At 66.7% G+C, this 13710-nt stretch carries 12 protein-coding genes; 2 read left to right on the forward strand and 10 right to left on the reverse strand.

All coding sequences use genetic code 11. The features are described 5' to 3' along the window. Positions 1–16 precede the first annotated feature (16 nt). From ACJH6I_RS05465 to ACJH6I_RS05495, 7 genes are all read right to left on the reverse strand, one after another. Complete coding sequence (locus ACJH6I_RS05465; RefSeq protein ID WP_406783830.1) at positions 17–448, reverse strand: ubiquinol-cytochrome c reductase iron-sulfur subunit; 432 nt, start codon at positions 446–448, stop codon at positions 17–19. Next, complete coding sequence (locus ACJH6I_RS05470; RefSeq protein ID WP_406783831.1) at positions 448–1026, reverse strand: DUF6529 family protein; 579 nt, start codon at positions 1024–1026, stop codon at positions 448–450. Before ACJH6I_RS05470 ends, ACJH6I_RS05465 begins: the two co-directional genes overlap by 1 nt. Beyond that, positions 1016–1639 (reverse strand): hypothetical protein, encoded by a 624-nt coding sequence (locus ACJH6I_RS05475; protein ID WP_267323714.1) that lies wholly within the window; start codon positions 1637–1639, stop codon positions 1016–1018. The genes ACJH6I_RS05470 and ACJH6I_RS05475 overlap by 11 nt, the downstream gene beginning before the upstream one ends. 159 nt (positions 1640–1798) lie before the next feature. Further along, positions 1799–3559, reverse strand: a complete 1761-nt coding sequence (lpqB, locus tag ACJH6I_RS05480; RefSeq protein WP_138250063.1) for an MtrAB system accessory lipoprotein LpqB — start codon at positions 3557–3559, stop codon at positions 1799–1801. After that, the gene (gene mtrB, locus ACJH6I_RS05485) at positions 3556–5208 is read right to left on the reverse strand and encodes an MtrAB system histidine kinase MtrB (RefSeq protein WP_138250064.1); all 1653 of its coding nucleotides are present in this window, start codon (positions 5206–5208) and stop codon (positions 3556–3558) included. The genes lpqB and mtrB overlap by 4 nt, the downstream gene beginning before the upstream one ends. A gap of 43 nt (positions 5209–5251) precedes the next feature. Next, positions 5252–5938, reverse strand: a complete 687-nt coding sequence (mtrA, locus tag ACJH6I_RS05490; RefSeq protein WP_020102929.1) for a two-component system response regulator MtrA — start codon at positions 5936–5938, stop codon at positions 5252–5254. A gap of 87 nt (positions 5939–6025) precedes the next feature. Continuing rightward, positions 6026–6655: a dTMP kinase gene (locus tag ACJH6I_RS05495; protein WP_406783832.1), complete on the reverse strand. Its 630-nt coding sequence runs from the start codon at positions 6653–6655 to the stop codon at positions 6026–6028. Between the two features lie 98 nt (positions 6656–6753). On the opposite strand from ACJH6I_RS05495, the gene dctA reads away from it, so the two are divergent. After that, positions 6754–8148, forward strand: coding sequence for a C4-dicarboxylate transporter DctA (dctA, locus tag ACJH6I_RS05500; RefSeq protein WP_406783833.1), 1395 nt, complete (start codon positions 6754–6756; stop codon positions 8146–8148). 361 nt (positions 8149–8509) lie between these two features. Here the strand turns inward: dctA and ACJH6I_RS05505 are convergent, their stop codons facing one another. Beyond that, entirely contained in the window at positions 8510–10402 is a 1893-nt protein-coding gene (locus ACJH6I_RS05505; protein WP_406783834.1) for a DUF222 domain-containing protein, read from the reverse strand. A gap of 372 nt (positions 10403–10774) precedes the next feature. On the opposite strand from ACJH6I_RS05505, the gene ACJH6I_RS05510 reads away from it, so the two are divergent. Next, positions 10775–11074, forward strand: coding sequence for a hypothetical protein (locus tag ACJH6I_RS05510; protein WP_318986445.1), 300 nt, complete (start codon positions 10775–10777; stop codon positions 11072–11074). A 9-nt stretch (positions 11075–11083) separates the two neighbouring features. On the opposite strand, the gene ACJH6I_RS05515 is transcribed toward ACJH6I_RS05510, so the two are convergent. Both ACJH6I_RS05515 and ACJH6I_RS05520 read right to left on the reverse strand, forming a co-directional pair. Further along, a complete protein-coding gene (locus ACJH6I_RS05515; protein WP_406783848.1) occupies positions 11084–12778 on the reverse strand; it encodes a CocE/NonD family hydrolase in 1695 nt (564 codons plus the stop codon). A 167-nt stretch (positions 12779–12945) separates the two neighbouring features. Beyond that, a complete protein-coding gene (locus tag ACJH6I_RS05520) occupies positions 12946–13467 on the reverse strand; it encodes a hypothetical protein (protein ID WP_061004465.1) in 522 nt (173 codons plus the stop codon). Positions 13468–13710 lie beyond the last annotated feature (243 nt).

The raw sequence follows: 13710 nt of genomic DNA on the forward strand, positions 1-13710 counted from the left end.
TCAGCCCAGGACGAAATCAGCCCAGGACGATCGAGTCCCCCTGCACCTTGACAGTCTTGGCCTCCAGCGGCTTCTTGGCCGGCCCCTGCGCCACCGTCCCGTCGAGATTGAACTTGCTGCCATGGCACGGGCACTTGATGGTTCCGTCGACGACCTCGCTGACAGTGCAGCCCTGGTGGGTACAAATGGCCGACATACCTTTGAACACACCGGCCGTCGGCTGCGTCACCACCACCTCGCCGATGATCACGCCCGAGCCCACCGGCACCGCGGAGGTCTTGACCAGCGCGCTGTCGGCCGTCGGGGTCGTCCCGCCGTCGGGCGTCGGGGCCGGCGCCTGGCTGGCGGCGGGCGGCTTGCCGTAAGTCTGGCAGCCCGCTATCACCGTGGCGCCCAAGGCGATTCCCGTACCGGCCAGCACCTCGCGGCGGCCCAGCTTCTCAGCCATCAGAACTTCAGCCCCTCTCCGACGAACAGCCACAGTGCCGAGGTCAGCCAGAGATACACCAGGCTGGTGAACACCGCACCGCCCAGGACTGGGATCGCCCAGCCCGGCACACCTTTGCGCGTCAACAACAGCATCTTCGCGACGAACGCGCCGTAGAAGAAGCATCCCAGCAGTGAATGGGTGAGCACGCGGACATCGGTGGTTTGGAAACCCACGGCATAGAGGCAGTGCACCGCGACCGGCACGGTGGCCAACACAGCCAGCCGACCCGACCACACATGTGCGGCACCGATCCACGTCGGCGCCTTAACCGGCAGCTTGCCGTACATCACCAGGGCCGAGAACACCTGGAAGAGGCCAAGAACCGCGGCCAGCGTGGCCAGCCACGCCTTCGCGTACAGCCCGCTCGAGAAGCCTGCGAAGTTGACCGAGAAGAACTTCGGTTCATGGACCGACCCGAACACGCCAAGCCCGACCGCCACGAGGGCCCCGACCAACAGGACGACGACGAATCCGACTCCGCGTGCAGGGATTTGCGCGCGCTGCGTGGGCGCGTCCGCCGAGGGATCAAATGCCATCGCTGTCGCCCTCCACGCGCTTGGCGTCCGGGCTCAGTTCAGGGGCCGGTGACGTCGCGCCGTCGGCCGAACGCTGCACGCCCGTCACCGCCTTGTCCTCGCCGACGATCCAACTGTTTCGCACACCGTTGTTCTGGCTCACGTAGAGGCCGGCCGGTGGCTGCACCGCGGAAGCCGTGAAAGGCCAACTCTTTTCGCCGATCGTCAAGGTGCCTGCCACGCTCTTGCCGTCATGGCGGCCCTCGAGGCGGCTGGTCTTGTCCTTGCTCGTCAGGGTGACGGTGCCGGCGTCGGCCGGCCCGCTCAGCCAGGTTTCGACGGCGTTGCCATCGCACGCGTAGGCGCGGGCGGTTGCCCCCTTGACCGAGATGTCCAGCGTGATGACGCCGGTCTTGGTCGCGACCTTGCCCTGGTAGTCCGCGGCCGCGGGGAACGGCACGGCAGCTGGGGCGGCAGGGGTGCTCGGTGCGGCCTGACTCGTGGGCGGCGCGGCCTGACTGGTCGAGGTCGTCGGTGCCGCCGGCCCAGATTCCTTGGACACGTTCACCGCGTAGATCCCGACGCCCAGGGCGGCGACCGCGCCCAGGGTGACGAGCGGGCCCGCTACCTTCATGTTCACTCCTCATCGGCTGTGAACCCGATGGCAACAATGATCCACCCGCGGGGACACGCGCTCATCGGATTCGGTGACATACCGGGCCAATTTCAGCTAACGATTGGCCGACTCAACCGGAACAACGGAGCCGAGTCACAGAAGGTTCAAAGCGACTTTTCAGCCAGGGAGCACGGGCAGCGCGCCCGCGACCATCAGCGGCCGGATATCGGTCCACATCAGGTTGTTGTCCGCTGCCGAACCCGACAGCTGCAGAATCCCGCGCTGATCGGCGAGGTACACCGTCGAGGTATTGGCCGCCACGGTGGACACCGGAACGACCAGGTTCCGGGTGGGTCCGTCGGAGTTCACGCCGTCGAGGTTGACGTATGACACGGGATGCGCGCCGTCGGTGCGGGTCACCACGATGTCGTCGCCGGTGCGCCAGGACAGCGACAGCGCCGTGTTGCCCAGACCGAAACCGAGCCGGCGTGGATAGGTCAGCGCGAGCTGGCCGCCCTCACGCAACTCGACGCTCGCCAGGATCACCTGGCCGTTGATCACCATGGCGGCACGAGTGGCGTCCCGGGACAGCTGCAGCGCGCTGATCGGACCGGGGAACTTGGTGGCCACGGCCGACGAGTCGACGGGAATGCGGGCGGGCTGGCCCGACGCTGCCTCCTGGATCGCGCGCACGACGTTGATGCCGTCGACGACGATCCAGATCGCATCATCGAGCGACCAGCTGGGACGCGTCAGCGTGTGCGCGTCGAGCGCCTGAGCGGCGTCGCCGTTGACCGGACCCACCCACAGCGACTGCGCCATGTCCGGGGCTCCGGGCCGCAAGGTCACCACCGAGGCGACTTCCTGCCCGCTGCGCGACAGGGCGGCCGAGGTCTGGCCCGGCAGTTGCCCGAACGCGCCGGCGACCCGCGGCGCATTGTCGCCTTCCAGAGACACCAGCGATCCCCCGGCCAGCGCATGCAAGCCGGCCGCCGCACCGGGATCGGCACCCGGATCGGTGGCCGCGACGTCGGAGGTGTTCCAGCCTTCGGCGAACCGGTCGTCGAGAGCGGCGCCATCGGCGTTGATCACGTACGGGCCATTCACCCCGGCGCGGAACAACGTCCAGATGATCTGTGCCGCAAGCAGTTGCCGGCTGTGCGGGTCGGTGGTCGACAAGCTCTCGAGGTCGATGCGGGCGCCGCCGTAGCCCCGCCCGACACCGGTCTTGCCGCCGTCGGCCCGCGTCACCGGGCCACGCAGCCGCAGCGGTGCGGCCATGAGATTCCGCACGCTGCTGGCCATCTCGGGGCGCGGCCCGGACAGCAGCTTGGTGACGAGTTCGGTGGCGAGTTGGTCGGGGTCGGACACCGCGACGTAGCGCGGGTCGGGCACGACGGTCTTGCCGGTCGGGTCGACGAAGTACAGCGTGTCCCGCTTATAGGTGGACTGGAACTGCTGCCAGTCCAGGAAAACCCCGTTGGGCAGCTTGTCGATTCGCCAGCCCCGCGGCGTCTTCACCAGATCGATGGGACCGGGATCGGGCAGCGCGCCCTCGCCCGTCTCGAACACCCCGACATCCGACAGCGAACCCAGGATGTCGGCGTGCATGGTCACCGAAACCTTGTCCGTGCCACGGGTTTCCACGAACACGACGCGGTCGATCAGCAGGGCACTACCGGCGTCATCCCAGGAGCGGGAGGCCGATTCGGTGAGGAACTGGCGAGCCGCGAGATGCCGGTTCGCGGGATCGGCGGTCGCTTTGAGGAATTCGCGCAGCAGCAGGTCCGGGTCCATGCCCGGCGACGGCGTCGGCAGATTCCGCGGGGCCGGCCGGTCGACCGTGCCCACGGCTTGCGGTGCCGACGAACTGGGTACGCCGGCGCATCCCGTCAGGACCAGCATCAGCACCGCGCAGAGCGCCAGTGCCCCTTTCATGACGGCTCCCCCGCGGGCAGTTCGCCGGACGAGAGGGCCGTAACCGATTTGGGGCCAGTGGGTTTGAGCGGCAGCGGGCTGGTGGTCACCTTGTGACCGCGCACCAGCGGCAGCGTGAGCCGGAAGCAGGCGCCGTGCCCGGGCTCGCCCCAGGCCTCCAGCCGGCCCTGGTGCAGGCGGGCGTCCTCGATGCTGATGGCCAGGCCGAGGCCGGTGCCGCCGGAGCGCCGTACCCGCGAGGGGTCAGAGCGCCAGAACCGGCTGAACACCATCTTCTCCTCGCCCGGTCGCAGACCCACGCCGAAATCGCGGACCGTCACTGCCACGGTATCCACATCGGCGGCCATCTTGATCTGAACGGGCTTCTTCTCAGCATGGTCGATCGCGTTGGCGATGAGATTGCGCAGAATGCGCTCGACGCGGCGCGGATCCACTTCGGCGATGACGGCCTCGTCGGGAAGATGCACGGCGAGTTTGATGTTCGCATCGTCGGCCAGGTGGCCGACGTTGTCGAGCGCGCTCTGCACGGTGTCACGCAAGTCGACCGACTCCACCGACAGCTCGGCCACGCCGGCGTCGTGCCGGGAGATTTCCAGTAGATCGGCCAGCAGCGTCTCGAAGCGGTCGAGCTCGTTGACCATCAACTCGGTCGAGCGCCGCAGCGCCGGGTCGAGTTCCTCGCTGTGGTCGTAGATCAGGTCCGCGGCCATGCGCACCGTCGTCAGCGGCGTCCGCAGCTCGTGACTGACGTCAGAAGTGAAGCGGCGCTGCAGATTTCCGAACTCTTCGAGTTGAGTGATCTGCTTGTGCAGGCTCTCGGCCATGTCGTTGAACGACACCGCCAGGCGCGCCATGTCGTCCTCGCCGCGCACGGGCATGCGCTCGGTGAGGTGGCCTTCGGCGAACCGCTCGGCGATGCGCGACGCCGAGCGCACCGGCAGCACGATCTGCCGCGCCACCAACAGGGCGATGGCCGCGAGCAGACCGAGCAGCACGATGCCGCCGGTGGCCATGGTGCCGCGTACGAGAGCGATGGTGCTCTCTTCGTTGCTCAGCGGAAAGATCAGGTACAGCTCGAGATTGGTGACCTGCGACGACGTCGGGCTACCGACGATCAGCGCCGGACCGGAGAACCCGTCGGTGTGGACCGTCGCGTACTGATAGCTGACCTGACCGGCTTTGACGAAGTCCCGCAAGGAGTTCGGAATCTCGCCCACCGGCCCGGCCGACGTGGCCGCCCGCGGACCGTCACCAGGCACGACCAGCACCGCGTCGAACGCACCGGCCAGCCGCGAGCCCGAATCGACCTTGCGGTCGATGAGAGTGTTGCGCGCCAACTGCAGGCTGCTGTTGAGCGAGCGCGTCTCCTCGCCGCCGACGATGCCGCTCACCGTCGTGCGGGCGTGCTCGACCTCCTCAGTGCCGGCGCGGACCTTGGCTTCGAGGATCCGGTCGGTGATCTGACTGGTCAGCACGAAACCGAGCACGAGAATGACCGCAAGGGACAACCCCAGCGTCAGGGACACCACGCGAAGTTGCAGCGAGCGGCGCCAGGCGTAGCCGACCACCCGGCCGACAGCACCCAGCCCGCGCACGAAAGCGCCCGAGCCGAAACCGCCACGGATACGCCGTCGGGATCCCCAGATCACCGGCGCCCTACGGTCTCAGGCTCGGGCGTGACGAGCCGTCCGATCACGGCGGTCCGGCCTTGTATCCCACTCCTCGAACGGTCAGCACCACCTGCGGGTTCTCGGGGTCCTTCTCGACCTTGGCCCGCAGGCGCTGCACGTGGACGTTCACCAGGCGGGTGTCCGCCGGGTGGCGGTAGCCCCACACCTGTTCGAGCAGCACGTCACGAGTAAATACCTGGCGCGGCTTCCGGGCGAGAGCGACCAGCAGGTCGAACTCCAGCGGCGTCAGCGAAATCTGCTCGCCCTGACGCGTCACCTTGTGGGCCGGCACGTCGATGTCGACGTCGGCGATGGACAGCATCTCTGCCGGTTCGTCGTCGTTGCGGCGCAGCCGCGCCCGCACCCGCGCCACGAGTTCCTTCGGCTTGAAGGGCTTCATGACGTAGTCGTCGGCGCCGGACTCCAGGCCCAGCACCACGTCGACCGTGTCGGTCTTGGCGGTCAGCATGACGATCGGCACACCCGAGTCGGCGCGCAGCACACGGCAGACGTCGATGCCGTTCATTCCGGGCAGCATGAGGTCCAACAGCACCAGATCAGGACGCAGCTCGCGGACCGCGGTCAGCGCCTGGCTGCCGTCACCGATGACGGCGGTGTCGAAGCCTTCGCCCCGCAGCACGATGGTGAGCATCTCGGCCAGAGATGGGTCGTCGTCGACGACCAGAATGCGTTGCCTCATGGCGTCCATGGTGTCACCAGATCGCGATAAAGCTGTGATCTCCGATGGGTGTTTTGCCTTCTACCTGACAACTTGCTGGTAAGCGACGTGGCCCGATCACCCCAGCAGCGTGGCGGCCAGCTCCCCCGGGTCGACGTCGGGTGCGACCAAAGCCCAACGGCCGACCCAGTTTTCGGCCGCCAGCGCGGTGTACACCGCCGCGGTGCGGCCCTGCAGGCCGCCGTCACGCTCGTAGGCGTCGCGGGTCCGCGTCACGTCCTGCGCTTCCCGGCGCGCCGCCCGCTGCGCGGCGAGATCGGTCGGCACGTTGAGATAGAGCTGCCAATCCGGCACCGGCAGCGCCAACCGCTCGAACTCGAGTTGCCGCACCCAGGCGACGACTTCCCCGTCGGCGTCCTGGTGTAGCCGGGCCGCGCTGTAGGCGGCGTTGGAGGCGACGTACCGGTCGAGGATCACCACATCATGCGCGTCGCTCAGTTCCGCGATCTCCGCCTTGGCGCCCGCGCGGTCGAGCGCGAACAGCATCGCCATCGCGTACACCGACTCCGCCAGGTCGCCGTGCCGGCCGTGCAGCGCCTCGGCCGCGATGTCCGCCTCGACCGAGCGGCCGTACCGCGGGAACGCCACGGTGGTCACCGACCTGCCGCGGGCCTCGAACTGCGCCCGCAGCCCCTGGGTCAGGGTGTTCTTCCCGGCACCATCGACGCCTTCGATTGCGATCAGCACGTGGCGAGACTAATTGCTGGATTGGATATATCTGCTGCGCGACGTCACAGAAACATCGCAGAAATCGGACGGTGACGCCTGATCAGTACTTTCGCGCGATGGCGACCAAGATCGAACCTCCCAAAAGCGAGATGATCCGGCTCGCGAACAAGCCACCCTGGTACACGTCGCTCTTCGTGCAGTTGCTCGTCGCGATCGTCGCCGGGATCCTGGTGGGCTGGCTGCAGCCCAAAGTCGGCGCGGACCTCAAGCCACTCGCCGACGGCTTCATCAAGCTCATCAAGATGCTGATCGCGCCGATCATCTTCTGCACCGTCGTGCTGGGCATCGCACACGTCGGTGACCTCAAGTCGGTCGGCCGGATCGGCGTCAAAGCGTTGATCTACTTCGAAGCAGTGACCACCTTCGCGCTGCTCTTCGGGCTGGTGGTCGGCAACATCGTCAAACCCGGGGCAGGTTTCCACGTCAACGCCGCCACGCTGGCGGCCGGGGCCGACGCGATCGCGAAGAAGACCCAGAACAAGGAACTGCCGCACACCGTCGACTTTCTGCTGAACATCATCCCGGAGTCGTTGTTCAAGGCATTCACCGACAACAACCTGCTGCAGGTGCTGTTCTTCGCCGTCCTGTTCGGACTGGCGTTGGCCAAGTTCGGCGAGAAGGGGCCGCCCGTCATCCTCGAGATCGTCGACCACCTGAGCCACCTGTTCTTCACCGTCATCGGCTGGGTGATGCGACTTGCGCCGATCGGCGCGTTCGGGGCGATGGCCTACATCATCGGCCAGTACGGCATCGGTTCCCTGAGCAGTTTCGCGAAGCTGATCGGCTGTTGCTATCTCGCGGCTGCGCTCTTCATCGTGGTGCTCGGGCTCGTCGCCAGGGTCTTTGCGGGGGTGAACTTGTGGAAGTTCGTCGTGTACATCAAGGACGAGCTGTTCCTCGCGCTCGGCACCGCGTCCACCGAGGTCGTGCTGCCGCGCATCATGGCCAAGCTGACCAATGCCGGTTGTTCACGCACCACAACGGGTCTGGTGGTGCCGACCGGCTACTCGTTCAATCTCGACGGAGCGACCCTCTACCTCTCGATCTGTGTGCTGTTCCTGGCCCAGGCCTTGGGCGTGAACCTGAGCCTCGGCGAACAGATCACCGCGGTGCTGGTGCTCATGCTGACATCGAAGGGCATGGCCGGAGTGCCCGGATCGTCATTCCTCGCGCTGTCGGCGACCGTCGCCGCCATCGGCCACGGGGCCATCCCGGTTGCCGCGGTAGCCCTGCTCCTGGGCGCCGACCGCATCATGGATTCGATGCGTGTCTCGGTGAACCTGCTGGGCAACTGTGTCGCGACGTTCGTGGTGGCCGCTTGGGAAGGGCAACTCGACAAGGACCGCATGCGCAAAGTGCTCGACGGCCAAGACGTTCCCCCGCTCGACGACCCTGACCCGATGGTGGATACGGCCGAGGGTGGCGGGCGTACTGCATCCACGTCCAACTGATCGCCCTACGGCTAGGACGTGTCGACCGACTGGCCCCCTCGGCAGCTTTCCGAACTGGCGTTGTAGCGGAAGCAGCCGAGGCGAAGGAGAACAAAGTTGACGCTCACCGAATTGGCAAGGGCTCTGGAATCAATCGGTATCTCGCCTGCGACCGTTGCGCTCGGTGGGCAACGAGCGCGGCACCAAAAACGCTTTGGTCCAACTACATACAGAATCGGATGCCTGCTTTCAGCTCCTCGGGCGCTTGACCTACAGTCAGCTGTTGGCTGGCGTCATCGAGGCCAAGCAGTAGTCTCATCAGCGAGTGCCAAGCGCGCATACCCCTGAAAGTCATTCTTTTCCAGGGGTATTCACGCGTTACTCAGAGTGGCGGTGAGATGTCGCTGCCTGCAGACGAGTGCTCAGTCGTCTGCTGCGATTGTTGTTGTTCTTCGGCCTGGCGGGCGGCTTCGCGGGCCGCATGGCGGCGAGCGGCGGCTTCTTCGCCGGCCGCGATTTTTTGCAGCTCGGCTTCGTTGAGTGCGCGTTCGTACGCGATCTGCTGGGCCTGGTCTTGCGCGCGGGTGCGGCGCCGGATGGGCATCATGATGCTCCGGCCGGGAGCCGTGGTGGTGTCCAGATCGACGGTCTCTGGTGGTGGATTCGGCAGCGGCGTGTCGGTGACCATGCGCGGGAACAGGATTCGGCTTTCGGGCACGCTGATGTAGGTATGGCCCGTCGGTGCGGTCCACACAATGCTCCCGTCGGGTTGTTGACGGTCCTGCCACCCGTCCGGGCCGCCGTAGAACGTTTTCAGTAAGTGGTGTTTGCGGCACTTCGGGTTCAGGTTGCCCGGATGGGTGGGCCCGGCCGGCCACGGCACCGTGTGATCAATATCAGAGGCGGTGGCCGGATGATCGCAGCCCGGGAACATGCACGTCATCGCCCGCATCCGCACGAACTCATCCATCGCGGCCGACGGCCGATACCGCGGCACCTCATCCAAATCAGTGGCGGAGGCGACCGTGCGAACCTTCGCACCCCGGGCCACCAGATCCGCCAACACTGTCGGCGGCACCACACCGCCGCCGAGGACGTAACCGACCGGTGTGCGCACCGGAGCCGGAACCCGCGCAGGCGCCGGTGCGGGCGACGGCGCAGGCACCGGCGCGGTCGCCGGCGTGGGCGCCGCGTCGACCACCGGTGTGGACGTGCTGTCGCTGGCTGGTTCGAACGCAACAGGCGCCAGGGTTTCAGCGGCCCGCGAATCGGCCACCGGCGCCGGCTCGGACATAGGCATGGGCGTCGACGCCATGTCGTTCGCCGGCTCGGCTGCTGGCGCAGGTGCAGGTGCGAAGACCGGCTCAGGCGTGAACACCGGCTCCGGCGCAGACGGGGCCGGCGTGGGCACCAGCGGCGCGGCCGGGTCCCCGCTGAGCAGCGGGTCAGGCACCGGCGCCGGCAGCCCATTGGTCAGCACATGAATCATCACCGCCGTCGCCCGCGCATCAGGCCCAGCCGCCGGGCAGTCGGGATTGCCGCACTGGCAGGCCAGTAGGTCCCCGCGTGCTGCCAGGACTCCCAGGGCGTCAGCGCGGCGCTGCCCGAACGTACGCGGATCGTTCTCGCACACCTGCCGGGCCATCTCGGTCAGCACCCGATCCAGCAGTTCGGCATCGGTGGCCAGTAGTGCACCCCAGATCGAGGCCACGCCGGTCTCGTCATCAGGCTTGCCCACCCCGACCCCACGGCGGCGCGCTGCTGAGCGGACTTTCAGGACTGCGGCGGGGTCGAACTTCTGCACCCAACCGTCGATCTTCTTCTCGATCTTCTTGCGCGACAACCCCGCCCACTCCGACAGTGCTCCCGCGAGCGCGGCGTCGATCACCGCCAGCGTGTTGGGGTCCTCGACCAGACGAGTACGCCAGCAGATCGCCCCGACCGTCCGCGCCGAGACTCCACCGTCGGCGAACACCGCCGCCACCCGAGGTAGCCGGAACCGCAACGCCACCGCGATCGACAACTGCCCCGACGCCTCGCGCTTCCCGATCCCCAGCGCCGCCCCGACTTCGGCGACCGCGGCGTCCCAACCATCGCAGGCCCACCACTGCCGGCCATCCTGATCATCGACCCGCAGCATCGCCAGGTCGGCGACGGCTGTCAGCCGGCCCGCAGCGCACTGGTTTTCCACCCGCGCGAAGTGGATCATCAAGTCGACCACGCCGGCATCGTGGACCGGCACACCGCCGGCCCCGATACCAGAATGTTCGAACATGTGTTCGAGTCTACCGCCAGATTCGATGATTGTCACGTGTTATGTCTCAGGACATCGGTGACAGTTCCGGTGGTCTTGGTGGTCACACTTGGCCCGCAGGCTCGGGCGGTGGCTGTTCATGAACCGATCGATCCTCGTGTCCGTCTGGCGATCGCGCAGTGGCCCGATGACGCGCCCCCGGAGTGACCTACGTCGGCAACGGAAAACCCCGCGGCCCGCGCCAGGACCGATGAATCGTCACCGATGTCCTGACACGTCACATCCACGATTGTCACGAAAACGGCGGAACCAGCGATAACCCCTTCAGGACACAATCGAACGTTTTCCATCGCTCCTACGTGTCATTGGGTATAGGACCGGAAGGACCCTGAGATGCGTACTGCACTAATAACTCTCATAGCTCTCACCGCAACTGGTGCCATCCTGGCACCTGCCGCGCCGGCAGCCGCCGAGTCAGCGATCGTCACGATCGGCCAGCTGGAGGCCGAGGGGTTCCACGTGAACGTCGACCGGGTCGGCAGCGCACCACTGTATCAGTGCGTGGTGACCAGCGTCCGCAACCCGCAGGAGCAGACCAGGCTCATTCGGGTCGACGGCCCCGGCAACCGCGATCAGGTCATCCGTGTCGTGGTGCGACGGACCATCACCGTGTCGCTGGATTGCAGCCGCTAGCGCCGGGACTCAGTTCGCGATCACCGGCAACGTGATCGACGATGGATGCGAAGGGTCATGCAGGATGGTCTGCGTCGCAACGACGGTCGCCGCATCGCGCCCGAATGGCGCACCGGTGTTGGGATTCGGCGCGAACTGCGGGTAGTCGCTGCTGGAAATCTCGACCCGCACCCGGTCACCCGGGCTGAGTTGGTAACTGGTGGGCCAGATTTGGATGCGGTACTGGTACGGCTGCCCGGGGACGATCGGCGTCGGCGCCGACAGCGAGTCCCGGAATGACGCCCGGAGAATCCCGTTGTTCAGGTTGATGGCTGTCCCATCGGGCTTGACCACCACCAGCTTGGCCGTGAAATCGGTGTCCACAGCTGAGGATTGGGCCCACAGCGTGACGGTGGCCGCCCCGGTGATCTCGGTGTCATGGGTCACCGGGTCGCCGGTGTACACCAGCACGTCGGATCGCTGTTCGACAGGCGTCTGGTCGTACGGCCCTTGCGGACCGGACTTGGCACCACAACAGGAGTGCCCGCCCAGGCTCGGCGCCGGATTCAGCGGATCGTAGGTGTAGGTGTCGGGCGGCTGCGGGCCTGGCAGCACCGGCAACAGCTTGCCGTCGCGGTCCGCGATGCCCCCGGCACCGGAGAGGTAGTAGTTGATCCATTGTGTCTGTGGCAGTGGCCAATTGGTGGCCGTCTTCCAGGTGTTGGTGCCCATGGTGAAGTAGTCGACGCGTGGCTTGCCCGCCACACCGTTGTCGACGCCCTTCAGGAAATGGTCGAACCAGGCCAGCATCAGCTCGTTGATCGGGCTGTTGCCCACCGCCCCGATGTCTTTGAGCATCGGGGCGGGCTCGGAGTCAGCGCGTCCCCATGCGACGTGGTCCCACGGCCCGACCACCAGACGCTGGTTCGAACGCGCAAAGTCGTTGCCACCGTGGGCCACCATCCCGGCGAAGTTCTCCACACCGCCGGCCAGGAAGGCGTCGTACCAGCCCTCGAAGTGCAACACCGGAATTCGCACCGCCGGGTACCGGTCACGAATGCTGACCTGCTGCCAGAAGTCGTCGCGGGTGTTGTGCCGGACCCAGTCGAAGTACCACGGCGCCACCGCCGGATTGCGCGGCTGCATCGGTGGAAGGTCCTGTTGCGGGCGGAAATTCAGCCATCGGGTCGGGTCGGCACCGGCGTCCCGCAGCAGCCGTTCCGCCTCGGCGTCCCGGCGGTTCTGCGCGGCCCCGAGCGCGATCGACTCGATGGCCCACGGCTGGACGAACGCCAGCCGGAACTCACCGCCCTCGTAGGTCCAGCCGTCGTAGTAGTCCGATGCGGTGTTGGCCGGCGCGATGGTCACCAGATGCGGCGGCGCCGTCACCGCCGCAAGCCATTGCGTCGCACCGACATACGACGATCCGTACATGGCGACCTTGCCGTTCGCACCGGGCAGGCCGGCGGCCCATTCGACGGTGTCGTAGCCGTCGGCCATGTCGTTGGTGAACTCGCTGAACACCCCGCCGGAACTCCCCTGGCCCCGGACATCTTGCACCACAACGAGATAGCAGTGCGAGGCAAACCAGTCCGGCGGCTCGTAGCGCTCCGGCGAGGTCTGTGCCCCGGACTTACCGTACTGCGTGCGCATGAGCAGCACCGGCACAGGTTCAGAGGACCTGGGACGGTAGACATCGGCGCGCAGCACGACGCCGTCGCGCATGGTGGCGCCGACGTCGCGTTCGGTATCGACGGCGCACGAGCCCCGCCCCGTCGCAGCAGGAAATGGAGAGACGGGCGGACGGTCCGCGCCACAGGCGGCCAGCACAGCCAGCACGACCACGAACGCCGTCACGCGGATCAGAGCGCGCACACCACCACGCTAGCCGGTCACGACGGTGCGGGTCCGCCTGACGTCGTCGTCAGCACCAGGACGTTGTCGTCGCGGTCGAGGAACGCCTGCGTGGTCATGCCCGGACCCGAGAAGTGGTTGTTGAGTTCGGGGCCCGACAGGTACGGACCGCCGGGCAGCTCCGACTGCAGAATCTTCTGCACCATCGGCTGCCGATCGGTGGCGGACGGGTGGTACTCCGCCAGCAGTCGAGTGGTCTCGGCAGGAGACAGCTTGACCACCGCGTCGATCCAGTTGACCTTGCCGGCGAGGCTGGGATCACCGCTGTTGTTCCAGGTGACCCACACCGCTTCGTCGGGTTTGCGCAACTGCGGGAACTGCCAGACCAATTGCTGAACGTCGTGTCGGACCATCTCCGGCGGCACCGGCGGCCCTTTCACCGCGGGCGACGTGCTGCCGAAGATTCCGAGGCTGCCCAGATTCACGCTGTCGCAACCGGTCAACGTCGCCCCGACGACGGCCAGCAACGCGATGCGTCTTGCCCAGCGGTTCTCCTGCATGGCCGACGTCCCTTCACGAGGGTGCCCTGGTGTGCGCAAATTCTAACGCCGATGTCCGCTCGCCAGCAGATCTTCAGCAAACACGGAAACCGCGTCGCACAAATCGTAATTGTCGCCCATTACAAAATAAATACCGGCGGTTGAACCCCGCCAGCTAATTCACCGGGATGTGCCGGGCCCGGTAACCGCAAAAACCCCCAATTCCCGTGGGAATTGGGGGCTTTCGCGTGTGCTGGCGCGAAC

Origin of the sequence: Mycobacterium sp. SMC-13 (assembly GCF_045311035.1) — a bacterium.
In the GTDB taxonomy this organism is placed as follows: domain Bacteria; phylum Actinomycetota; class Actinomycetes; order Mycobacteriales; family Mycobacteriaceae; genus Mycobacterium.

Excerpts from the sequence above, each read along its gene's own strand:
- ACJH6I_RS05505 (WP_406783834.1), bottom strand. The coding sequence starts at position 10,402 with ATGTTCGAACATTCTGGTATCGGGGCCGGCGGTGTGCCGGTCCACGAT.
- ACJH6I_RS05465 (WP_406783830.1), bottom strand. The coding sequence starts at position 448 with ATGGCTGAGAAGCTGGGCCGCCGCGAGGTGCTGGCCGGTACGGGAATC.
- ACJH6I_RS05470 (WP_406783831.1), bottom strand. The coding sequence starts at position 1,026 with ATGGCATTTGATCCCTCGGCGGACGCGCCCACGCAGCGCGCGCAAATC.
- ACJH6I_RS05475 (WP_267323714.1), bottom strand. The coding sequence starts at position 1,639 with ATGAAGGTAGCGGGCCCGCTCGTCACCCTGGGCGCGGTCGCCGCCCTG.
- lpqB (WP_138250063.1), bottom strand. The coding sequence starts at position 3,559 with ATGAAAGGGGCACTGGCGCTCTGCGCGGTGCTGATGCTGGTCCTGACG.
- ACJH6I_RS05515 (WP_406783848.1), bottom strand. The coding sequence starts at position 12,778 with ATGCGCGACGGCGTCGTGCTGCGCGCCGATGTCTACCGTCCCAGGTCC.
- mtrA (WP_020102929.1), bottom strand. The coding sequence starts at position 5,938 with ATGGACGCCATGAGGCAACGCATTCTGGTCGTCGACGACGACCCATCT.
- dctA (WP_406783833.1), top strand. The coding sequence starts at position 6,754 with ATGGCGACCAAGATCGAACCTCCCAAAAGCGAGATGATCCGGCTCGCG.
- ACJH6I_RS05510 (WP_318986445.1), top strand. The coding sequence starts at position 10,775 with ATGCGTACTGCACTAATAACTCTCATAGCTCTCACCGCAACTGGTGCC.
- ACJH6I_RS05520 (WP_061004465.1), bottom strand. The coding sequence starts at position 13,467 with ATGCAGGAGAACCGCTGGGCAAGACGCATCGCGTTGCTGGCCGTCGTC.